This is a genomic window from Streptococcus nasisuis (assembly GCF_040836615.1).
In the GTDB taxonomy this organism is placed as follows: Bacteria; Bacillota; Bacilli; order Lactobacillales; family Streptococcaceae; genus Streptococcus; species Streptococcus suis_V.
This window is the reverse complement of sequence record NZ_CP162268.1, coordinates 713790-736148: the sequence shown is the minus strand read 5'-3', so window position 1 is coordinate 736148 and position 22359 is coordinate 713790. Positions and strand designations below refer to the sequence as shown.

Genomic DNA, 22359 nt, shown 5'->3' with positions numbered 1-22359 from the left:
GGATTTAAAGCCATTAACACGACATTGTATAAAAAAATGCATGCAACCATTTTCTGATAACATGCAACGTTTTTTATCATTATTTCATTCAATTCTCCAAGTTATTAGCGACAACTGAACGTTTTGCGGGATTCCCATAGCACACGTTGAGGAGACAGGAATTCCCTTAATCCCGTCTAAAAATATCCCGTGTATAGACTTTGTCTGCCACATCATCCAAATTAACATCATAGCAGTTGGCCACAATTGCCTGGCTCATTTCCTTAAATTTCTTTAAGTTGTTGACAACTTTGGAGCCAAAGAAGGTCGAACCATTTTCCAAGGTGGGTTCAAATATAATAACATTTCCATAACATTCGATTCTTGGTTGTTCATACTGTCTCCTAAAGTTTAAAGTTTATTTTGCATAAGGGCAATTGGGTTTTCTATAAGCAAGGCCTTGGCACGGTCGTGTCCGTATTCTTTCTCAATGAGTTGGAAGGCCTGGTCCATATAGGGTGGCCGACTGCTTGTATTGTGCATGTCACTTGCCACAAAGTGCACCAGTTCGTTGTCTAAGAAGTATTGGGCCCGTTGTTTATAGGTTTTGTGCCGATCTCCAAATAGTTTGGGTTTCAAGACACTAGAACTATTGATCTGCATATAGGCACCCATGGCGATGAGATCTGCAACTTTTCCACCTTCACCCGCCAAAGCATCGTAACGTTCGATATGAGCGAGAATGGGAGTCAAGCCCAACCGCAAGATGTCACGCACAGCTTCCTGAATTTTTTTGTAGCTAGTTGACCCGCTAAATTCAATCAAGACACTGCTAGAATTTCCATAGGTTGGCAGTTCTTTTCGTTCTAACTTACCAATGACATCATCGGTAAAGTAAATCTCCGCCCCGTAGAAGATAAAGAGATCTTCTGATATGGTTTTGGCCAGGGCCTGGACCTGCTTGAAGTTCTCTCTAATGACCGCCTCCGGGGTCTCAAACATGCCCTTGCGGCGATGAGAGGTGGCTACAATACCGCGCACCCCTTGTTGATAGCTGAGCTTTAAAAGCTCCAAACTCTCTTCTGCAGTTTTTGGACCATCGTCCACACCAAATATAATATGTGAATGAATATCTAACATCCTATTCTCCTGACATGACTGCCTGCATAGCTGCTTTCATTTGGTTGAGGCTATCTGGATTGACCTCCATCATATACAATTGATAACCTGGCATTGCATAAGAAGGCAAGAGACCTGTACTTCCAGTACCCTGCAAGGCTTGGGATTGAACTGTGTAACTGCCACTGCTTTCCATCTGGGTATTGACCAATTTCATCATGGTTTCCAAACTCATATTGGTCTGGATAGAATCTTGTAGGTTGTTGATGATGGATTGGTAATTGGTTAAATTTTCAGGTCTGCTTAACTTTTGAATGAGAGCCGCAATGACTTTCTCCTGGTTTTTTCCACGGTCATTGTCGCCGCCCTGTAGCGAATAGCGTTCGCGTACAAACATTAAAGCTTTTTCAGAATCCAAATGGATGGTTCCAACAGGGAAATCATGACTTCCTTTTGTAAAGGCCTGGTCGTTGACAACATCCACCCCTCCTACGAGGTCAATTAATTTTAGGAAGGAAGTAAAGTTCACACGCGCATAGTAATGGATATCGATGTCATAGAGATTTTCCAAGGTATGCATGGAGGCTTCAACACCGTAAATCCCTGCGTGGGTCAATTTGTCTTTTTGATTTTGCCCACCATCTGCGATCGCAACATAGCTATCACGAGGGGTGGTGGTTAAGAGTACCTGTTTGGTCGCCTGATTGATGGTCATGATGATATTGACGTCCGAACGGGAGACGGTCGATATTGGTCCATAGGTGTCAATCCCACTGATATAGATGTTCAAGACATCGCCAGTCGGTTGGTTGACTGCTGTTTCAACCTTTTTTGTCAAGGTGAAACTATAGATCTTTTTGACCTTGGTATCAAAGTCTGGGTCTTCCGCAGACAGGATATCTGCAAATACTCCGTTCAAGACCATAGCCTGACTCTCACCAGCAAGCATCTTCTGATAAGCATCCAGATAGGAATCCGTTTTAGTTGGTGTCAGAGATAGGTTTTTTGTCTGAGACAGGTTGTCCAACAAGGCTTGGATATTGTCGCCGTCATTTCCGGTAGGCGCCAACAATTCGGTCACTTGACTGATATCCGAGACCTGGCTATCTGCAGGAACCAGAACACTCATCTCATATTCAGAATAGGTAGCGTTTGAATTCAACTTGTTCGAAAGGTTGACGATACTCTGGACTCCATAGAGACCGACAGAACTAACGACAAGGCCTAGAATAAGCAGGAATGTGGTCACTACTTTTGCCCTTTTCCCTAAAATAAGGAACAAACAAACAAGTCCCAAGAAAATGGCCAACCCAGCCAGGACCAGGTTGAGATTGCGAAAGGCAAGAATGTCATACCGAAACACTTGATACAGTAAGATACCAACTGCTCCTGTGTAGAGGGAGCAAGACTAGGTTTGCCCAATGCAGCTGGTTTCTTCGGGATGATTTTTTTGTTCGACTCATGGTGTTTTAACCCTTTCATTCAAAACTGTAACATTACTATTATATCACAAGTTCTGTACCTCTTCTAACAAATTACTGCCCTAAGATTACGATTTTGTTACAAAACACACATGTAATGGTTTTCAAATGGTCTTTTTGACAAAAACAAGATTCATCTGATCAGAAAGTTCTGATTGATAAGAAAATCCATCAAAGGAAACTTGTTGAAGAGCTGCCAATTCAGTAATCCCTTCCTTGGCCATCACAGAAACAAGGCGTCCTCTGCCCTTTTTTGAAATGGTTGAGTGTATCCTTCGTTTGCCATCCTTTTCCTCCATAAAGGTCACCCGGACTAGTTTTTTCTGAATCTGGGGAGAAAATACCTGTTCAAATTCAGAAGAAGCGAGGGATAGGATCCAGTCTTCTTCTTCAACGACTTTGTCATAGGCCGGTCGCCAGTATTGCTTGAGGGATTTCCCTTCCACTTTGATCCCTGCTTGAAAATCAAGCCGATGGGGAGAAATAAGGTGGTCTGGGCTGATGAGCCCATACAAGGCTGTAGCTAGGAGGACATGTTTTTTTAGATAGACCTCCTCATCTATTGTCAGGTCTCTTCGGTCCATATACCGGTACATCAAACCGTCGTACAGCAACCAGGCTGGATAGGTTTTAGCTTGCTTGGCTTCAATCCGCTTCCAGCGATCCAACTCCAATCCAGCACGGTCATGAGAGATTTTATAAAATGAAGCTAATTCTTCCTGCTGGAATTGGCTACAGGTTTGAGCGACCGCTAAACTGGTTGGGTCCAAGGGGTGAAAGGGATGGTTATCAATTGTGGTATTGAGTTCTTTTGCATTTGGAAGTATGATTTTCATATTTCTAGTATACCACGAATGCTAGGGGCAGACACTTGAAAACACGCGCCACTTGTTCTCAGAACAGTTTTATACTATACTAGGACCATAGATCTGTAGGGGGACAGTTTATGGAGAAATATAAGCAAATCGTTCAAGACATTCTAGACGGAATCGAACGACAAGACTATAAGCGGGGAGAAAAACTACCTTCCATTCGCCAATTAAGTCTGCAGTACGAGTGCAGCAAGGATACTGTTCAAAAGGCTATGCAGGAACTTAAGTATCAAAACAAGATTTATGCGGTCGAAAAAAGTGGCTACTATGTTTTGGATGACCGCGACATTCTAGAAGAGCCCATTGATCTGGATCTGACTGATTTTGAAGAACTTCCTTATGAGGACTTCCGTATTTGTTTACACCAAAGTTTGATTGGCCGTGAAAATTACCTCTTCAATTATTACCATCAGCAGGCCGGTTTGACAGAATTAATCACATCTGTTCAACTGCTCCTAATGGACTACCATGTCTATAGCCGAAAAGACCAATTGGTCATCACTGCTGGAAGTCAACAAGCACTCTATATCCTGAGCCAATTGGATTTTGGTCCCGATCGAACCCATATCCTCATTGAGTCTCCTACTTATACTCGTATGGAGGAATTGATTCGCCAACAAGGCCTGCCTTACCTGACCATTCAACGCAGTATGGAAGGGATTGACTTGGACCGATTGGAATGTCTTTTTAAGACTGGAACGATTAAATTTTTCTATACCATTCCACGTTTGCATAACCCACTGGGGACAAGCTACGATAGAAAAACCATGGAGAGGATCGTTGAACTTGCCAAGCGCTATCAGGTCTATCTCATCGAAGATGACTACCTGGCTGATTTTGATGGAAACCGTCAACTACCCTTACATTACCTTGACAAGAACGACTTTGTCGTCTATATCAAGTCTTTCTCACCAACCTTATTTCCAGCTCTACGGATAGGTGCCGTTAGCCTGCCTCCCCTTCTTCTCAATGCTTTTTTAACCTATAAAGGATTGATTGACTACGATACCAACCTGATCATGCAAAAGGCACTTTCTTTGTATATCGATAATGGGATGTTCGCCCGTAATACGCAGCAGCTGCGGGAGCAATCCTTAAATGAAGAAGTTCAAATACACGATTTGATCAAAAAATATCCTCTTGCTTATCCCTATCAGGTGGTGCGTGACCAGTTAATCATTCAATTTCCAGATAATCCAAAAACTGCAAGACTTGAAGGACGATACCAGCTTATCAGTAACGGTACCTTTGCCTATCTTCTCCTCCGTCTCCATCCACATCTTGAAGACACATTAAAAGAGCTTAGCACCTTCTACAAGGACTAAGCTCTTTATTCTTATTTTAAAGGATAGCTTCCAGCCTTTCCATCAAAAAAAAACCAGTTAGTAATGAGCTGGCAAGTAGGATGCACTCCCTCTTGCTTAACCACCAACACATATTGTCCAGTGCGTCTATTTCTCATACCCCATCAAGAGGCCACCCTCTTCTGCATAGAAAGAGCAAAGGCCGGAAGTCGCAACTTCTTCGATACTAGCTTCTGGATAGGTTTCCTTAACCAAATCCGAAAATTGTTGGAAGAACTTCTCGTTATTACGATGAGCCATAATGATGCGTCCGCCCTTATAGCCAGCCTTTTTCATTTCGTCCCAAGCTGCGGTGACCGATTTTTTGTGACCACGAGCCTTTTGTAGCAATTCCAATTTGCCCTCGCTACTAGCTTCTCCCACCATACGGATATTGAGGAGACCAACGACTGCTCCGACTAGCTTGCTGAGTCGGCCATTTTTCACCAGATTGTCGACCTTAGCAAGGACAAACAATAATTTGCTATTTTCTTGATAGGTGGTAATTGCAGATACGACTTCTTCAAACTCCAATCCTGAAGCAATCAAACGATTGATTTCCGTAACCAGTAAGTCCATCTCGCCTCCAGCTGATAAACTATCAATCAGGTGAATATTGACATGAGGATGCTCTTCCAGGTACATGTCACGGGCAACACGAGCCGCATTAAAGGAGCCAGACAAACCACCGGTAATCGTCACAACGATAACATTTTCTGCACCTGCAAAAGCCTCCTCATAGGCCTGAGTGCTAGGACAGGCAGATGTCGCTGCCTCAGAAGTTGACTGCATGACAGAGACCATCTGATCAATATCCAGACTTGCATCATCAACAAAGGTCTGGTCCCCTATCTGTATACTCAGGGGAACACTGACAAACTCCGTATCCGGCGCAAGCTGAGCTAGTTGATGGTAATCACAGCCAGAATCAGCAACAATTTTCCATTTTGACATTTTCTTATCTCTTTTCTTTTGAATGATTTAATTAGTTGACAAGGTGCTCTATCTTACTCTACAATTGTATCATTAAATTATTAGTTATGAAAGCATTTCCAATCGGATGTCACAGTAGAAAGGAAGAGTATGACTGAGCGTAAAATTTCACCAAAATCCTTGAAAAATCTCTATCAATCCAACAAGGAGGCCAATCAGCTGACCAAGGAATCTCTCGAGACCGCTCTGCTATTTCTCCTTGAAAAAAAGGAACTCAAGAACATTTCCGTCTCTGAATTAGTGCGCAAGGCCGGTGTTTCGCGCAACGCCTTCTACCGCAACTATAAATCCAAGGAAGAAATTTTGGAAATCTACTACGAACGGACTTCCAGCAATCTCAAGAAAAAATGGCAGAGCCTGCAAGAAAAAGTCCACAAGGACGGCGTCAAACAGAGCTTTGTCGAATTTGTCCAGCAGAGCAAAAACAAATCTGAACCAAACAAAACCCTGTCCAACGTCAGCCAGTGGATCAAGGAAAAAACAAAACGGGATTAAGGGTCCCGTTTTTGTATGCCAAAAAACTTGACTAAAGTAGCCAAGTTTTTAAGGAGATTATGAAAAATATTTAGGATTGACTATAGTATATCTAATTCTCTAGTCCCTTACATCAGCCTTAAGACTGAAAATCTACCGTCATTAAGATTTTTTCTCCCCCAATTTCTTGGTCTTTTTGAGGGCAGCGGCAACGGCCTTAATAATGGCGTAGCGGAAACCTTCTTTTTCAAGGGCTACAACACCAGCAATAGTCGAGCCGCCTGGCGAGGTTACTTCCTGTCGGAGCTGAGCTGGATGCTTGTCACTGTTCAAGACCATTTGAGCTGTTCCTGCAAGAGTTTGAGCTGCCAAAACCTTGGCATCCTGAGCCGTGAGTCCGTTTTGCACACCAGCATCGGTCAGGGCCTCAATCATCTGATAGACAAAGGCTGGGCCACAACCTGCAATAGCCGTCGCTGCGTCAATCAAACTCTCTGGTACCTGTTGGATCTTGCCAGATTTTTCTAGGATTTTTTCCAATAGCGGAGCGAGCTCTTGATTGACCAAGCTGTAGGTTGTCATACCTTGTCCAATAGCAACAGGTGTATTGGGCATGATGCGGATGAGGTTGTCTGCCGACACAAATGCTGCCAGGCTGTCAAGGGTCACTCCTGCTGCCATGGAAATCCAAATGGCAGACGGATTTTGGCTAATCTGGTCCTCTAAGCCTGACAAGACTGACTGAATCAGGTGAGGCTTGACCCCAAGGAAAATCACCTCGGCCTGCTCTGCTATTTCTCCATTAGACAAGAGCTGACCGCCCAGCTGAGCTTGAAGAGCCTGGGCTTTTTCTGGGTTGTGGTTGCTGAGGAGGAGTTGGGTGTCCGCTTGTTGGCTGACCGCTTGGGCCAGAGCCGCTCCCATGTTGCCCAGTCCGATAAATCCAATCTTCATCTTGACCTCCTAACGAATATGACCGTCGCCTGTGATGATGTACTTGTAAGTGGTCATCTCACGCAGTCCCATTGGACCACGGGCGTGCATCTTCTGGGTGGAAATACCCAACTCACAGCCCAATCCGAACTCACCACCGTCTGTGAAGCGAGTTGATGCATTGACATAGACCGCCGCCGAATCCACATGGAGTGCGAAAATGTCTGCCGTTTGGCTGTTTTCCGTCACAATGGCCTCACTGTGCCCTGTCGAGTGTTGAGCAATGTGGCTGATAGCTTCTTCTACGTTTGATACGACTTTGACTGCCAAGATGTAGTCCAGAAACTCTGTGTCAAAATCTTGGTCGCCTGCTGGTGTGGATTGGTTGAGAAGAGACTGAGCCTGACTGTCTGCACGCAACTCCACCTGGCCAGAAAGAGCTTCTTCCAAGCGAGGTAAGAATTGACTGGCAATTAATTCGTGGACCAGCAAGACTTCAGCCGCATTACATGCTGAAGGACGGTTGACTTTGGCATTGACGGCAATTTGTAAAGCCTTGTCCAAGTCCGCATCCTTATCGACATAGACATGGCAGATACCTGTTCCGGTTTCGATAACTGGTACAGTTGCATTTTCCACAACAGCCTGAATCAAACCTGCGCCACCACGCGGTACCAAGAGGTCAATCTTACCTTTTGCGGTCATCAACTCAGTCGCAGAGGCTCGGCTGGTATCTTGGACTAACTCGATGACCTTAGGTGATAGGCCAACTTCTTCCAAACCAGTTTTCAAAGCTGAAACAATGGCCTGAGATGAATGAAAGGCATCCTTACCACCACGCATAATAACAGCATTGCCACTCTTGATAGCCAATCCTGCAACGTCGGATGTCACATTTGGACGGCTTTCGTAAATCATGCCCACCAATCCAAAAGGAATAGACTTCTTACGAATCTGCAAGCCATCTGCTCGAGTAGATTCTTCCAAGGTCAAACCAACTGGGTCTGGCAAGGTTATCAGGGCACGAAGACCCTCAGCCATAGCTTCAATTCGCTCTGCTGTCAAGAGCAATCTATCCTGCATGACTTGGCTAATCTTGCCTTGGGCATTCTCCATATCGATGGCATTGCCTGCTAGGATTTCCTCAGTTTGAGCAACCAACTGGTCTGCCATGGCTGATAGGGCCTGGTTTTTTTGTTCTGTTGTTGCAAGATTGATAGAGGCCTTGTGGGCCAATAAACTGTCTAATAATGCTTGTGTTGTTGTCATATCTTTCTCCTATTTAGTCTTTCAGTTTGCTCGTTCGTCAACATAATCAATACAAACTGAACGACTATAAGCTAACCCAATCGTTACGGTGAATGAACACACCTTCCGCTCTGCCATTTGCCAACCGGTCCTGCAAGTCCCGGGACGAGAGTTTGACCCGCCCTTTACCAATCAAGCGGTGGTCTGCTTGACTGTAAACTTCCACAACCTGCCCAACTTCAAAGTCGCCTTCTAGGGCTTTGACACCGGCAGCTAACAAACTGCGGCCTTGGTGTAACATAGCCTCAACCGCACCAGCATCCACCTCAACTGCTGCATCTGTCCGAGCGTAGAAGGCCATCCACTGCTTGCGCTGGTTCATGGCATGGTCGTCAGCTAAAAAGAGGGTGCCGCGATTGGCTTGGGTAACTGCTTGCAAAAGAGCTATGTCCTCTTTTGAAGAGCAGATAAAGACGGGCACGCCCGACTTAGTCGCAATCTGTGCCGCCTGCAATTTGGTGGTCATGCCACCCGTTCCGTTGGACGATCCTGCTCCTGCTGCCATGGCAAATAAATCTTCCGTAATTTCCTTGATTTCTGGCAAATGTTTAGCATTGGGATCACCGTTAGGATTGGCCGTGTAAAGTCCATCCACATCCGTCAAGAGCACCAAGAGATCCGCTTTCAAAAGGGAAGCCACCTGGGCTGATAAAGTATCATTGTCCCCTACCTTTATCTCTTCAATGGCAATGGTATCATTTTCATTGATAATGGGAATAGCACGTTGTTTCAGCAAGACCTGCAAGGCCTGAGAGGCATTTTGATAGCGTCTGGCATCCGCAAAATCATCCTGAGTCAGCAAAATCTGAGCTGACACAATGCCATCTTTCATCAGGTTCTGCGTGTATTCCTCAATCAGCAAGCCCTGCCCAACAGCCGCAGAAGCCTGCTTCTCCGCAATTTTGGTCGGTCGTTTATCAAAGCCCAATCTCCGAAAACCAGCAGCAATGGACCCTGAAGTCACCAGCACAATCTGGTAGCCTTTCTGGTGCAACTGAGCTAGCTGATTGGTAATCCTAGCAATCTTAATCCGGTCCAAACTACCATTTTCTTGGGTCAGAGAACTAGTCCCCACCTTAAATACAATCGTTTTTTCTACCATAGTCCCACTCTTTTTCCTAATATTTGAAAAATTATACCATAGTTTGCATGAATTTTCTATGTTCATGTTAGAAGAAAAGAGCCTTTCGGCTCACTCACTGAAAAAATAGCTCAGGGCATCCATGATTGCCGTCTCTTGCACCCCTTCTACCGGGTAGTCCTGCTCTAGAAAATCAATAACCTGTTGCCCATATTGCTTGGTCTGGAGGCGATTGTCCAGGAGAAGGACAGCAGATTCTTGGCGGTCATAGCGATTGGTGCGACCAATAGCCTGCTTGAGCTTTATCATCATCATAGGTAAATGGTAATCATAAAAAGGATTTTTCCCCTCTTGAATCAGTTTCCTATTTACCTTTTGAACAAAGGAATCCTTGGGATTTTCAAACGGCAGGCGGGGAATGACTTGAATCATCTGGTCCTGGTCGGCAAAATCTGCACCTTCCCAGAAGATGCCCGTTCCCAGAAGAATTTGACATTCTCCCCGTTCAAATCGTCGTTTTAAACTGGCATCTGCCCCATGTTTATGCTGGGCTAGATAGGGTAAACCTGCCTCTTCCAATAAATCCGCCACCTCCAAGAGCAGGGAAATAGAGGTAAAGAGAACCAAAATCGGTCGTCCCAGCTCTGCTATTTCCCCCAAACGCTCGGCAATAAATCCAGCATGATCCTCCTTGGTCAGGCTCTGAATATCCGGCAGCCCACGGGGAATGATAATCTGCTGGTTGGTGATCAGTTGATGAGGGAGACGGTCAAACGTGACTTCCTGAAAGCCCAGCAAATCCGCCAGGTTGACCTTACTACTAATGTCCAGTGTGGCACTGATACAGAAAATCTTACCCTGGGGCAGGTAGCTACTGACATCTAGCAAATCCTCCTTGGTCCCACGCAGGTAGGTCAGTCGCTTGTCGGCCAGGCGATGGTCTTCCAGCCAAAAACGCTCATAGTAGGTCAACAAATCCGTCAATTCCTGCAAATCATAATCCTGCAACTCTAGCAGATTCTGACGCAACTGGTCCAAGTCTGTCCGAGTGATTTCGCGGTCAGCCTGCTTGCGGAAATCTGTCATCAGATGCTGCAGCTCAAATTGGCAGGATTCATACAAGCGCTGGTCCAGCAGGTTGCTGGTCCTGTCTTTCTTGCTCTGCAGGGTTTGCAAAAGCTGGGTCATATTGACCTGTCCAGTGGCCAAATTCTCCGCTGCCAATAGCAATTTTTGCGCTTCATCAATGACCACCAGGCGCTGGTTCATCAAGGGGTCCTGGTCCTTAAGATGGCTCAAAAAATAGGCGTGGTTAGTGATTAAGAGCCGACTATCTACAGCTCTTCTCTGCACCTTTCTCCAGAAATCCTGGTCCCAAAAAAGGCTGTCCTCCGACAACTTGCCATCATGGGCAATTTCATCAAAATAGGCCTGGTAGCGCTGTTTCTGCTTGAGCTCGTCCAAGTCCCCTGTCTGCGTCTCACTGAGCCAGACCAGGACCTGCATCTTAAACTGATTGACCAGACGGTTGTCATCCTGGCGTTGCAGGGTCTGCCAATAGTTGTCTAGCTTAATAAAATGCTGGGGTGCCTTGAGGGAACTAATAGAAATGCGAAAAACTTCTGATAAGCGCTTGCCTTCCTTGGACATAATCTGTTCCTGCAAGAGCTTGGTTGGCACGGAGACCAGTAATTTTTGGTCAGTTTTAGCCAGGAGCGGCAAGAGATAACCGTAGGTCTTCCCAAGACCAGCCTGGGCCTGGATAAAATGAACCTGTTGTTCATCACTTAATCGTTCTTCAACCAAGCCTGCAAAGGCCGTTTGTTTTTTCCGCTCATAGAGACCCAGCAGTCCCAGATTGGTCACAAAATCATCCGAAAACTTGCGCGAAACCGGAACTTCAATAGATTCTTGCAAAAACAAGCCGTGGCAGTAAACCAAGTCTAACGAGACCTGATCCGACAGCTGTGGTAGCAATTCCTCAATGACTAAGCGAGACTCGTAGAGCAGGCAATCAGATAACTGCACTAGTTGTTCCACCATAGATTTGGGCAGGGAGAGGATTTTTTCCTGGATTTTCAAGAGCAAGTTGGCTGTCGCAGTAGCATCTGCCAAGGCCGTATGGGCCTGATCCAAACCCAGGTCCAATTTATCAGAAAGATTGCCCAAGCTGTACTTGTCAATGGTAGGGAAAAAGACCTGGGATAGCTCGACAGTATCTACCCGCGGTGTGCGGAGTTCATAACCCTCAAAAAACAAGGCTTCCGCCAGCAAATTGGCATCAAAGGTCACATTGTGGGCGACAAAAATAGCATCAGCCAGCATTTCATAAATCTGACCAGCCACCTGGCCCAGACTGGGGGCCTGGGACAATTGCTTGTCCGTAATCCCCGTCAAATCAACAATATGTTCATCCAGGGGCTCATAGGGATTGATGTCCGTTGAAAAAGTTTCGACAATCTGACCATTTTCAACAATGACAATTCCTATTTGAATAATTTTAGCCTCAATACCCGTACCCGTTGCTTCCAAATCAACAACAGCATACCGATTGCTTGATTTCGTCTCTTTCATAAAAACATTATAGCATAGATAGGCCATGAAAAACAAAATCCATGAAGGATGCCCCATTTTCTGTTAGACTATTAGATAGAATAAGGAGAGAAAGCGAGCCCCCATGAAAATCCACAAATCTGTCAACCAAGTTGCCACCCAAAACACTTATTATATCGAAAACGATAGCCATCTGCTGGTGGTCGATCCAGGCAGCGATTGGAATAAAATCCAGGCCACTATCGAAAAAATTGGCAAGCCTATCACAGCCATCCTGCTTACCCACACCCACTATGACCACATCCTAAGTCTAGACATCCTGCGTGAGACCTACGGTTTTCCACCCGTTTATGTGGCCGAAAGCGAGGCTAGTTGGCTCTATACTCCGGAGATGAACCTGTCTGGTCTACCCCGTCACGATGATATGGAAAATGTCGTCTGCAAGCCCGCAGAGCAAGTTTTCAAATATCAGGAAGACTACCAGCTTGACGACTTTCATTTCAAGGTTGTTCCTACGCCTGGCCACTCGATTGGCGGTGTTTCTTTCATTTTTCCTGAAGCCAAAGCTGTTGTCACCGGCGACGCCCTCTTCCGGGAAAACATCGGCCGCACAGACCTTCCAACCAGCAATTTTGATGATTTGATTGCCGGCATCCAGGAGCATATTTTCACCCTCCCCAACCACTACACAGTCCATCCAGGCCACGGTCAAAACACTACCGTTGCCCACGAGAAAAATTTCAATCCCTTTTTTAGATAAGCAAAAATCCTAGGAAGCCAAACTTCTTAGGATTTTTAGTATTCTTAAATTTTTAAATAGCGGTTCATTGAGATAACCGATCCGATTGAACCAATCAACACACCGATGACAACCAGCGCCCCCACCATGATGGGAACAAAGATATCAACCGGAAGTAGGGATAGGTCTTGACTGGCCAAGCTCGCATTCACGGATTTGTAAACCATTTGATAGAGGAAATAGACCAGGGCTGCTGGAAGAGCCGCTCCCAGCAAACCTACCCAAGCTCCCTCCCAGAGGAAAGGACCACGGATGTAGGAATTTTTCGCTCCAACCAGTCGCATAATCTGAATTTCACGACTGCGGGAAATGATGGTAATCCGAATGGTGTTGGAAATCAAGAAAATTGCTGTAAAGAGAAGCAAGGCTGCTGCAGCCAGACCCCAGGTCCGAACCATCCCAGCCAACTTAAAGATACGCTCCGTCTCAACCTCTCCATCTCGAACCTCTGTCACTCCATCAATTTTGGCAATTTCAGCCGCCACAGACTTGACATATTGAGGCTCAGTCGTATCAATGATATAGGCATCATAAAGCGGATTGGCATCCCCCTGGAAGAGATTCCAGGTATCACCCAAGGTCGCTGTCAACTTCTGCAACTGCTCATCCTTGCTAGAATAAGTCACCGTCTCAACGTTTGGCAGGGCTGTGATTTTATTGTAAACAGCCTTGAAGTTAGGATTGGCAACTGTCTTACCTTCGTCATCTACAATGGTTTCAGCCTGGTCTGTCGAATTGGCCCGCAAGAATACATTGATGCGGACATTGTTTTCCAAATCCGAAGCCAACTTAGCGGTATTGATAATGACAGAAGCAAAGATTCCCACCAAGGTCAGGGTAATGGCCACAGAAGAAATCGCCGCAACCGTCATCCAACCATTTCGTTTGAGACTCTTGAGCGACTCCCATAGATGTCTAAAAAATCGTTTAATCATCGTATCCGTAGTCTCCTTCCGCTTCGTCACGAACCACTCGACCATCTTCAATCGCAATAACGCGATGACGGAGAGTGTTTACAATCTGGCTGTTGTGGGTAGCCATGAGAACCGTTGTCCCCTGCAGATTGATGCGCTCCAGCAAGCTCATGATTTCCCATGAATTTTCCGGGTCCAAGTTACCTGTCGGCTCATCCGCAATCAAGACTTTGGGATTGTTGACAATGGCACGCGCAATGGCAATCCGCTGCTGCTCACCACCTGAAAGCTCATTCGGGAAGGTACGGATCTTGTGCTTAAGTCCCACCAGGTCCAAGACTTCCATGACACGTTTTTTGATGTTACGCGGTTTTTCACCGATAACTTCCATGGCATAGGCGATATTCTCATAGACCGTTTTCTTAGGCAAAAGCTTGTAGTCCTGGAAGACAACTCCCACACTACGGCGAAGGAGGGGAACATCCTTTTTCTTGATCTTAGCAAGGTTGAAATTCCCAACTGTCAAGCTACCTTTATCCAATTTTTCTTCACGGTAGAGGAGTTTGATGAAGGTAGACTTCCCTGCTCCTGATGGTCCAACGATGTAGGCAAACTCGCCCGCATCGACATTGATGGACACCCCGCGAAGAGCAGTCGTTCCGTTACTATATTTCTTGGTAACGTCCTTCATTTCAATAATACGTCTTGGAGCGGCCGGCTGGTCTGAGTCCAGATGGCGACCACTCGCATTTCTTCTATTTTTCTTTTTAAAAATTCCCATAGAATTTCCTGTCTGTGACAGTCCTTTCTGTATTCTTAGCTAATCCGCCATTTAAGATAGGCATCGATGAAACCTTCAATGTCTCCATCCATGACCTTATCAACTTGAGCCACTTCAAATCCCGTCCGATGGTCTTTGACCATAGTATAAGGCGTAAAGACGTAGGAGCGGATTTGGCTTCCCCAAGTGATTTCTTTCTTGTCACCCTTGAGCGAGTCGACTTCTGCCGCCTTCTTCTCCTGCTCCAACTGATACAATTTAGCCTGCAGGAGTTTCATAGCCCGGTCACGGTTGCCATACTGGGTACGATCCACGGTTGATTGGGTCACAATTCCTGTCGGAATGTGGGTCAAACGCACACCGGTTGACACCTTGTTGACATTCTGACCACCGGCACCACCCGAGCGGAAGGTATCCATCTTGACTTCATCATCACGGATTTCAATTTCAATGGTATCGTCCAACTCAGGCATGACTTCGACAGACGTGAAGGAGGTATGGCGACGCTTGGCTGAGTCAAAGGGAGAAATCCGCACCAAACGGTGGACACCCATTTCTGACTTAAGCAACCCGTAGGCATTTGGTCCCGTGAAACTAAGCGTCACAGACTTGATACCGGCCTCATCACCCGCTTGATAATCCAGCGTTTCGACTGTAAAACCTTTGGCATTGCCATAACGCTGATACATACGCAAGAGCATCTCGCCCCAGTCCTGTGCCTCTGTTCCACCAGAGCCCGGATGAATTTCCAAGATGGCATTGTTGTGATCATAAGGCTCAGACAGGAGCAAGGTCATCTCGTAGCTGGTCATGAGTTTGTCCAACTCTGCCAATTTTTCAACCAGTTCCTCACGAACTGACTCATCTTCCGCTAGGAAATCCAAGAGAATTTCAGCCTCGTCGTAGAGATCAATCATCTGATGGAAATTTCCATAGGTATTTTTCAGTTCATTTAATTCTTGAGAGATTTTCTGAGCCGCCAAATTATCATTCCAAAAATCTGGCTCCGTCATCTTATTCTCAAGAATGGCAATCTCTTCTTCCAGACCTTCTAAGTCAAAGAGACCCCCTAAATGATGTTAATTTGTTGCCAAGCTCTTCCAGCTTTTGGCGAATTTCTGCTGTATCCATAAGTACCTCGTTCAAAATTTTATCTTTTCATTATATCACAGTTACCTAGATTTCACCAGTTCTAAGAAAGCAGCCTGCTCCGCACGCACATCCTCATGATCAGAAGTCAGACTTGCGATAAAGTCTACCAGCTCCTGATTGGGTTGCTTAACCAGCTGGCTCAGAGCCCAAATCGCTGTCGCCATGTGGATCGGATTTTGCTTCTTATCAATGATTTCAATCAGTTTGGGAATGGCAGAGCGGTCATTTGCATTTGCCAGTGCAATAATAGCATTGCGCTGGAGAATATTTTTCCCCCGCCAAGAGCCTGCAATCATGCCAAATTTTTCCTTGAATTGCCCATTGGACAAGTCCAGAAAGGGAATTAACTCCGGCTCAGCCAAATCGGGATCCACTTCTACTACAGGGGGACTGGAAATTCCCTTGTTGTAAGGACAACAAATCTGGCAAATATCGCAACCGTAGATAACGGTCTTGATTTTCTTGCGAAATTCCAAGTCCATCATGCCCTTGTCCTGAGTTTGAAAGGACAGACAGCGTCGCGCATCCATGGTCGAATCTCCAATCAGGCAGGAGGTCGGACAGGCCTCAACGCAGCGGTTGCAATCACCACAGTCATAATCAACTGGCTGGTCGGGTTCAATGTCCAGATTGGTCACCAATTCCCCAAGAAACATATAGGAACCAAATTCCTTGGAGATGACCAAGCCATTTTTGCCGATAAAGCCAATACCTGCCCGTCTGGCTACAGCCGTATCAACGAGGGCGCCCGTATCTACCATGGCCTTGTATTCCAAGCCCTCGGTTAATTGTTCGATGCCACGAGCCAAGCGCTCCAACTTATCTTGGAGAATATAATGATAATCCAAGCCCCAAGAATTGGGCGTAATCTTACCGCGCTTGTACTGGGTTTTGGCCGGCTTGACCGGCAAGTGACGTGGATAGGCTACAGCAATGGAAATAATGGTCTTGGCGGATTCTAAACTTAATCTTGGCCGAATCCGTTCCTCAATATTCTTATGCTCAAAACCTGTTGTTCGCCCCTCTTCGACTCCAGCCCTCAGGGATTTTTCCAAATAATCAAAATCATCCGCTGTGGTGAAGCCAATTTTAGAAATGCCAATTTCTTGGGACAATTTGATAATTTCTTCTTTGATTGTCATTATGTCTATTGTAACAAATTTAGTATATGCTTTTCAAGCTAGTAGATATAAAAATAAGTTAAAAGAATGAAGAAAATTGTAGCCAGGCCAGCAAAAATAGTCATTCTCCAGTAGGCCTTTTCCCGCCAAACAGCCGTCGCCTGGTACATGAGATTAATCCCAATGGCTCCGCCCAGACTATTTGCCAGCAGGTCCGTGATGTCTGCCACCCCCAACAGGAGCAGGTATTGCACCACTTCAAATACCAGACTGGCCAGCAGAATAACAGCTAAGTTTCGCTCCCACTCGGCCTTCCGAAAGATTATTTCCATGTAGAACCCAAAGGGAATAAAGCTGGCAATATTAAAAATGATTTCTGGATAATCCAGAACACCATTATAAACAGCCGTCCCAGCAAAAGGAATGAGATTGAGACTGGCATAGCCATGGCGACCGTACAAAATGGACAAATCCATCTTAAAAACGATGATCCAAATCAGCGCCAGCAGATAGATAATAAAAGAAATTCGTGCTATCTTTCTTGTCATCATGACTCCTCCCTTCAAGCTACATATCAAACCCGAGTTCACCGTTAACTTATATAAAAGTGTCCATCTGTGAACACAAGCTCTATCATTATACCACAAATAGAAGGTTCAAAAATGACACTTCTGTGACAAAATCAGCTCAAACTTTCCACACCTGTAAAGAAAGAAAACCCGGTCAGACAGAGTTTCGCTAAACATGATGCCCTTCTTGAAAGGCCTTAAATTCATAAATCTGTTTCATCAGACGCTGGTAATTGGCCTCCTTACAAGCCTTCATAATCAAAAAGCAGTCGATTAGTTTCCAGAGGTAAATCAAAGGCAGAAGTAGAAAACCAATCACGACAAACATAAGGACAAAGGTAATGCCCATGGCAGCCAGCTTGAGAAATCCTAATTCCTTATTTCCAACATAAAAACGGTCCACTCCCAATTCACCAAAGAAAATAGCCAACAAGAGAGCCACCAGAGGATTCTTCAAGGGTACCATCATCAAAGCGTTGAGAGCTGAATCTTCAAGACCAGCCAGTTCCTGCTGCAAGAGGGGCAATTTTTCACTAGGGAAAGACGAGCTGTTGTTCAAAACATAGGTTTGTGGGTAATTCATAAAAACTCCTTTTCTCTAGTTTACCACTCCCTTATGCCAACTTCAACAAAAAAACTAACCCAGTTGCCTGAGTTAGCTCATTCTATTCAAATTAGATAGCTTTTTCATCCAAGCCCATCTTGCGTTGGACAAATTTAACAATCTCAACAATAACAACCATAAGTACAGAACCAACGATCGCTACAAGCCATTGAGTAGGCGTTAACACAGCTACGTGGAAGAACTTGCTAATAGCTGGAACAACAATAGTAACCATCAAGAGCAAGAAAGCACCGACGATGGACCAGTTGAAGAGCTTGTTCTTAAATGGTCCTACTGTAAAGATCGATTGGTAAACAGACTTCACGTTGAAGGCATGTACCAACTGAATCAAACCAAGGGTCAAGTAAGCCATTGTCAAAGCATCAGCGTGGATTTCTTCATAGGTTGCATGCTCTGGGAATACTAAGGCAAACCAGTACACGCCCAATACAAGGGCAGCTTGCAAAATACCTTGGTAGATGACAGAGCTGAGAACACCACCTGAGAAGAAGCTTGAGTTACGACCACGAGGTTTGTGCTGCATAACACCTGGCTCAGCAGGTTCAACACCAAGAGCGATGGCTGGAAGGGTATCTGTTACCAAGTTAATCCATAGAAGATGAACTGGCTCTAATACATCCCAACCAAAGAGGGTTGCAAGGAAGATACACAATACTTCTGCAGTGTTAGCTGACAAGAGATACTGAATAGTCTTTTGGATGTTTGAGAAGACCTTACGTCCTTCTTCAACCGCAACGATAATGGTCGCGAAGTTGTCATCAGCAAGGACCATGTCAGAAGCACCTTTCGAAACCTCCGTACCTGTGATCCCCATACCGATACCGATATCCGCTGTTTTAAGAGATGGTGCATCATTAACACCGTCACCAGTCATGGCAACAACCTTACCGTCATTTTGCCATGCTTTTACGATACGAACCTTGTGCTCTGGAGACACACGCGCATAAACTGAATATTGCTTGAAGACTTTTTGGAATTCTTCATCGGACAACTCATTGAGTTCTGCACCAGTGAAGACATGGTCTTCAGTGTCATTTTCATCAATGATACCAAGACGCTTAGCAATAGCCTCAGCTGTATCTTGGTGGTCACCGGTAATCATGATTGGACGGATACCCGCTTCTTTCGCGACACGAACAGCCTCAGCAGCTTCTGGACGCTCAGGGTCAATCATACCAACCAAACCTGAGAAGACAAGATCATTTTCAACGATGTCAGATTCCAATTCAGGAATCACATCCACATACTTGTAAGCCATCATAAGGACACGAAGTGCTTGCTTAGCAAGTGATTTGTTGGTTGCAAGAATAGCATCCTTGTCCGCATCTGTAATCGGACGGATAGTGCCGTTTTCTTCGATCTGAGTCACACGTTTGAGCAACTGATCTGGTGCACCTTTTACCGCTACAAAGAAATTGCCTGCAGCTTGTTGGTGAATGGTAGACATCAATTTACGTGTTGAATCGAATGGCAATTCAGCCACACGTGGCTCGCTAGCCAAAACTTCACGAACATCGAAGGATTTGTCCAAACCAAATTGAACAAGAGCTGTTTCAGTTGGGTCACCAATCAATTTACCAGTTGGGTCAACCTTTGTATCGTTGGCGAAGTTCATAACACGAAGCGTTGTATTGCTAGCATCCAAAGCTTCTTTAGCATCCACCAATTGACCGTTTGTATAGACTTTCTCAACCGTCATTTGGTTCATGGTCAAGGTACCAGTTTTATCTGATGCAATGATTTCAGTTGAACCAAGTGTTTCAACCGCTGGCAACTTACGGATAATAGAATTCCGTTTAGCCAATACTTGGGTGCCAAGCGAGAGGACAACAGTAACAATAGCTGGCAAACCTTCTGGAATCGCCGCAACCGCAAGGGCAACGGATGTCATAAGGGCTGGCAAGATACCTTCACCACGGACAAATACAGATACCAACATGGTGATAACTGCAATAATCAAAACGGCGTAGGTCAAGACCTTAGACAATTGGTGCAAGTTTTGCTTAAGTGGTGTGTCTGTCTCATCAGCATTTGCCAACATGCCCGCAATGTGACCAACCTCAGTAAACATACCTGTGTTGGTTACCACACCAAGACCGCGACCGTAGGTCACGTTTGAGTTTTGGTAGGCCATGTTGACACGGTCACCGATTGGCGCATCTTCTGCCAATTCAGCACTCAAGTCCTTATCAACAGGAACAGATTCACCAGTAAGAGCGGCTTCTTCGATTTTGAGGGAGTTAGCCTCCAAGAGACGCATATCGGCTGGAACGACATCACCTGCTTCGAGCAAGACGATATCACCTGGAACCAATTCTTTTGAATCCACCTCAGTGACATGGTTGTCGCGAAGGACACGCGCCACTGGGCTAGACATGTTTTTCAGCGCTTCAATGGCTGCCTCAGCTTGACCTTCTTGGTAAACACCGAAGGCTGCGTTGAGGATAACTACAGCCAAGATGATGATGGCATCTGTCAATCCGTGTGAGCCTTCAGTGATAACTGTAAGAATGGCTGCACCGATCAAGATAATAATCATCAAGTCCTTGAACTGGTCTAGGAATTTAGCCAGAAGGGTACGTTTTTCACCCTCATCCAATTCGTTACGACCATATTCTCCCAGACGCTTACCAGCTTCGTCGCTGGTCAAACCGTCCAAGGATGAACCTAAGCTAGACAATACTTGCTCTTCGCTTTGCGTATAAAACAAATCGCGTTTTTGTTCTTTTGACACTGTTTTTCTCCTTTTCGATCCCCTTTTTACTTAAAGAAATAAAAAAGAGACCTGTTGTATTAAAACAAGTCTCGCTATTTAAGATAGTGCCGGAAACGATTTTCGGATTGACGACACTATCACGGACAAGTCCGTTAGCTACTCCCTCGATTTGTCCTCTATTATACCAAAATTTTTTGCCAGGTCAAATAGATTTGCGCTTGAAAACGTTTTATTTCCAAGAAATTTCCATTTGATAGGAAGCAAAGAGTTGTTGGTTCTCTAGTCCCTTCAAATCGTAAGCCAGTAAAACCGATTGATTTTCCCTATCTAGCTGGTAGCCTTTGGTATGGGTCACAAAATGCTGGATACCCATGGGCGTGGGAATGGTCACGATAGCCTCACCATCCGCCAGAAAGCGCATAATGGACTTGGGATTGGAAAAGCGCGTCATGGTTAGCTCGGCCTCACCACATTTAATCGCTACTTTTTCTTTCTCGTCATTGGTATAGAGCAGATAGAGGGAACCGTCTTTTTCCTTGACATCTACCGGAAAGACCTGGTCTACCACTTCTAGCTGACCGTCCAGGTCAATTTCATTTCTCAAGCGAATCTGCATATTCTTTCTCCTGTTTGGCATTTTTGATAAAGGATGAGCGGAGCAACATGAGGCCTGTATAGGCTGCGATGAAAACAACCAGCACTTTCAGCTTGTTGATATCGAGGTTGGACAGGAAGAAGGCCGCTGTCAGAATGCCAAGCACTCCTCCCAGGATAATTCCTGGAACGCCTGGCCAATTGACACGACCAGACTGAATAAATTGTCGTGCACCTGCTGATAACATGACTGCCGCATTGAGCATCATAACAGGCAGAGCTACTGCTGGACTGATACCCATCAGGGAAAAGAAAATCAATTCCGGTGCATAATTTCCAAGGCCCATGCTAAGCAACATGCCAATGAAAAAGTCAAAGATGATGCCGACCAACAATTTCCAGCCCGTCAAACCGCGAACAGCGTTATCTAGGTCAGCACCAGGATTAGTTATCATACGATAGACCATGATGCCCGCCGCCACTAGCAACAAAATCCCCAAGACACGCTGAACCTTGCGGGTATCCCAATCTTGACTCACCCGTGCACCAACCGAGGCTCCAGCAAAGGCCGCTATAGCGAGAGGTACTAGGGTGGTCATTTCCACCTCAACAATAGCGATGAAAATCAAGGCCTTTATCAAAATTGGAATAATGTGGGCCGTGGTCATAGTTAATGGAATTTTCCGGTCGTCCTGGATGATTTTTGTCGCCTTGAGGAGACTGGTGGTCGTCGCAAAGGTTCCAATCCCCAAAGTATACAACAAGTCCATCACAAAGCCAATACCAAACCCTGTCCAAAAACGGTCTGTTATAGATATTTTATACTTGCAGATATGGGAAAAAATCAAATAAAGCAAAGCATGTAAATAATCAAGCCCATCAGCAAGAACTGAATGGCACGCAAAATATGTTGATCCGTCATTCCTCCATTATACTCAAAAACTGAACCGGG

Annotated in this window: 17 protein-coding genes and 4 pseudogenes; 3 read left to right on the top strand and 18 right to left on the bottom strand. The window is 45.4% G+C overall.

What is annotated here, in order from left to right; translation table 11 throughout:
- Positions 1-166: 166 nt before the first annotated feature.
- The 4 genes and pseudogenes from AB1F57_RS03755 to yaaA all read right to left on the bottom strand — a co-directional run.
- A pseudogene (locus AB1F57_RS03755) lies at positions 167-343 on the bottom strand (UDP-glucose 6-dehydrogenase); the annotation flags it as partial.
- Positions 344-390: 47 nt separating this feature from the next.
- Entirely contained in the window at positions 391-1119 is a 729-nt protein-coding gene (locus AB1F57_RS03750) for a CpsB/CapC family capsule biosynthesis tyrosine phosphatase (protein ID WP_167786343.1), read from the bottom strand.
- Between the two features lies 1 nt (position 1120).
- Positions 1121-2561 (bottom strand): annotated as a pseudogene (locus AB1F57_RS03745) (LCP family protein).
- Positions 2562-2683: 122 nt separating this feature from the next.
- Entirely contained in the window at positions 2684-3415 is a 732-nt protein-coding gene (yaaA, locus tag AB1F57_RS03740; RefSeq protein WP_174853138.1) for a peroxide stress protein YaaA, read from the bottom strand.
- Positions 3416-3525: 110 nt separating this feature from the next.
- Between yaaA and AB1F57_RS03735 the strand changes: the two genes are divergently transcribed.
- Complete coding sequence (locus AB1F57_RS03735) at positions 3526-4776, top strand: PLP-dependent aminotransferase family protein (protein WP_367986095.1); 1251 nt, start codon at positions 3526-3528, stop codon at positions 4774-4776.
- 126 nt (positions 4777-4902) lie between these two features.
- Here AB1F57_RS03735 and AB1F57_RS03730 read toward each other — a convergent pair whose 3' ends face one another.
- Entirely contained in the window at positions 4903-5748 is an 846-nt protein-coding gene (locus AB1F57_RS03730; RefSeq protein ID WP_174853136.1) for a DegV family protein, read from the bottom strand.
- Positions 5749-5877: 129 nt separating this feature from the next.
- Here AB1F57_RS03730 and AB1F57_RS03725 point away from each other — a divergent pair.
- A pseudogene (locus AB1F57_RS03725) lies at positions 5878-6126 on the top strand (TetR/AcrR family transcriptional regulator); the annotation flags it as partial.
- A 297-nt stretch (positions 6127-6423) separates the two neighbouring features.
- Here the strand turns inward: AB1F57_RS03725 and proC are convergent.
- The 4 genes from proC to AB1F57_RS03705 form a co-directional block, all read right to left on the bottom strand.
- Entirely contained in the window at positions 6424-7215 is a 792-nt protein-coding gene (gene proC, locus AB1F57_RS03720) for a pyrroline-5-carboxylate reductase (RefSeq protein ID WP_167786348.1), read from the bottom strand.
- Between the two features lie 9 nt (positions 7216-7224).
- Complete coding sequence (locus AB1F57_RS03715) at positions 7225-8463, bottom strand: glutamate-5-semialdehyde dehydrogenase (protein ID WP_167786349.1); 1239 nt, start codon at positions 8461-8463, stop codon at positions 7225-7227.
- A 64-nt stretch (positions 8464-8527) separates the two neighbouring features.
- The gene (gene proB / locus AB1F57_RS03710; RefSeq protein WP_167786350.1) at positions 8528-9604 is read right to left on the bottom strand and encodes a glutamate 5-kinase; all 1077 of its coding nucleotides are present in this window, start codon (positions 9602-9604) and stop codon (positions 8528-8530) included.
- 90 nt (positions 9605-9694) lie between these two features.
- Positions 9695-12157: a bifunctional DnaQ family exonuclease/ATP-dependent helicase gene (locus AB1F57_RS03705; RefSeq protein WP_245170003.1), complete on the bottom strand. Its 2463-nt coding sequence runs from the start codon at positions 12155-12157 to the stop codon at positions 9695-9697.
- 103 nt (positions 12158-12260) lie between these two features.
- Between AB1F57_RS03705 and AB1F57_RS03700 the strand changes: the two genes are divergently transcribed.
- A complete protein-coding gene (locus tag AB1F57_RS03700; protein ID WP_167786352.1) occupies positions 12261-12896 on the top strand; it encodes an MBL fold metallo-hydrolase in 636 nt (211 codons plus the stop codon).
- A gap of 44 nt (positions 12897-12940) precedes the next feature.
- Here the strand turns inward: AB1F57_RS03700 and ftsX are convergent, their stop codons facing one another.
- From ftsX to AB1F57_RS03655, 9 genes and pseudogenes are all read right to left on the bottom strand, one after another.
- Complete coding sequence (ftsX, locus tag AB1F57_RS03695; protein ID WP_167786353.1) at positions 12941-13870, bottom strand: permease-like cell division protein FtsX; 930 nt, start codon at positions 13868-13870, stop codon at positions 12941-12943.
- Positions 13863-14540: a cell division ATP-binding protein FtsE gene (gene ftsE / locus AB1F57_RS03690; protein ID WP_105110314.1), complete on the bottom strand. Its 678-nt coding sequence runs from the start codon at positions 14538-14540 to the stop codon at positions 13863-13865. Before ftsE ends, ftsX begins: the two co-directional genes overlap by 8 nt.
- A gap of 125 nt (positions 14541-14665) precedes the next feature.
- Positions 14666-15761, bottom strand: a protein-coding gene (prfB, locus tag AB1F57_RS03685; protein WP_105137132.1) for a peptide chain release factor 2 whose coding sequence is annotated in 2 segments (ribosomal slippage) — positions 14666-15688 and positions 15690-15761 — 1095 coding nt in all. Because the reading frame shifts where the segments join, the coding sequence is not laid out codon by codon here.
- A gap of 41 nt (positions 15762-15802) precedes the next feature.
- The gene (gene queG, locus AB1F57_RS03680; protein WP_170239120.1) at positions 15803-16924 is read right to left on the bottom strand and encodes a tRNA epoxyqueuosine(34) reductase QueG; all 1122 of its coding nucleotides are present in this window, start codon (positions 16922-16924) and stop codon (positions 15803-15805) included.
- Between the two features lie 38 nt (positions 16925-16962).
- The gene (locus AB1F57_RS03675) at positions 16963-17454 is read right to left on the bottom strand and encodes a VanZ family protein (protein WP_170239119.1); all 492 of its coding nucleotides are present in this window, start codon (positions 17452-17454) and stop codon (positions 16963-16965) included.
- A gap of 187 nt (positions 17455-17641) precedes the next feature.
- Positions 17642-18055, bottom strand: coding sequence for a TM2 domain-containing protein (locus AB1F57_RS03670; protein ID WP_170239118.1), 414 nt, complete (start codon positions 18053-18055; stop codon positions 17642-17644).
- Between the two features lie 91 nt (positions 18056-18146).
- The gene (locus tag AB1F57_RS03665; RefSeq protein ID WP_367986094.1) at positions 18147-20831 is read right to left on the bottom strand and encodes a cation-translocating P-type ATPase; all 2685 of its coding nucleotides are present in this window, start codon (positions 20829-20831) and stop codon (positions 18147-18149) included.
- Between the two features lie 211 nt (positions 20832-21042).
- Entirely contained in the window at positions 21043-21429 is a 387-nt protein-coding gene (locus AB1F57_RS03660; RefSeq protein WP_105123100.1) for a DUF1934 domain-containing protein, read from the bottom strand.
- Positions 21407-22329 (bottom strand): annotated as a pseudogene (locus AB1F57_RS03655) (TSUP family transporter). The gene AB1F57_RS03660 and the pseudogene AB1F57_RS03655 overlap by 23 nt, the downstream one beginning before the upstream one ends.
- Positions 22330-22359 lie beyond the last annotated feature (30 nt).

Coding starts and splice junctions, on each gene's coding strand:
- AB1F57_RS03750 (WP_167786343.1), bottom strand. CDS start 1,119: ATGTTAGATATTCATTCACATATTATATTTGGTGTGGACGATGGTCCA.
- yaaA (WP_174853138.1), bottom strand. CDS start 3,415: ATGAAAATCATACTTCCAAATGCAAAAGAACTCAATACCACAATTGAT.
- AB1F57_RS03735 (WP_367986095.1), top strand. CDS start 3,526: ATGGAGAAATATAAGCAAATCGTTCAAGACATTCTAGACGGAATCGAA.
- AB1F57_RS03730 (WP_174853136.1), bottom strand. CDS start 5,748: ATGTCAAAATGGAAAATTGTTGCTGATTCTGGCTGTGATTACCATCAA.
- proC (WP_167786348.1), bottom strand. CDS start 7,215: ATGAAGATTGGATTTATCGGACTGGGCAACATGGGAGCGGCTCTGGCC.
- AB1F57_RS03715 (WP_167786349.1), bottom strand. CDS start 8,463: ATGACAACAACACAAGCATTATTAGACAGTTTATTGGCCCACAAGGCC.
- proB (WP_167786350.1), bottom strand. CDS start 9,604: ATGGTAGAAAAAACGATTGTATTTAAGGTGGGGACTAGTTCTCTGACC.
- AB1F57_RS03705 (WP_245170003.1), bottom strand. CDS start 12,157: ATGAAAGAGACGAAATCAAGCAATCGGTATGCTGTTGTTGATTTGGAA.
- AB1F57_RS03700 (WP_167786352.1), top strand. CDS start 12,261: ATGAAAATCCACAAATCTGTCAACCAAGTTGCCACCCAAAACACTTAT.
- ftsX (WP_167786353.1), bottom strand. CDS start 13,870: ATGATTAAACGATTTTTTAGACATCTATGGGAGTCGCTCAAGAGTCTC.
- ftsE (WP_105110314.1), bottom strand. CDS start 14,540: ATGAAGGACGTTACCAAGAAATATAGTAACGGAACGACTGCTCTTCGC.
- queG (WP_170239120.1), bottom strand. CDS start 16,924: ATGACAATCAAAGAAGAAATTATCAAATTGTCCCAAGAAATTGGCATT.
- AB1F57_RS03675 (WP_170239119.1), bottom strand. CDS start 17,454: ATGATGACAAGAAAGATAGCACGAATTTCTTTTATTATCTATCTGCTG.
- AB1F57_RS03670 (WP_170239118.1), bottom strand. CDS start 18,055: ATGAATTACCCACAAACCTATGTTTTGAACAACAGCTCGTCTTTCCCT.
- AB1F57_RS03660 (WP_105123100.1), bottom strand. CDS start 21,429: ATGCAGATTCGCTTGAGAAATGAAATTGACCTGGACGGTCAGCTAGAA.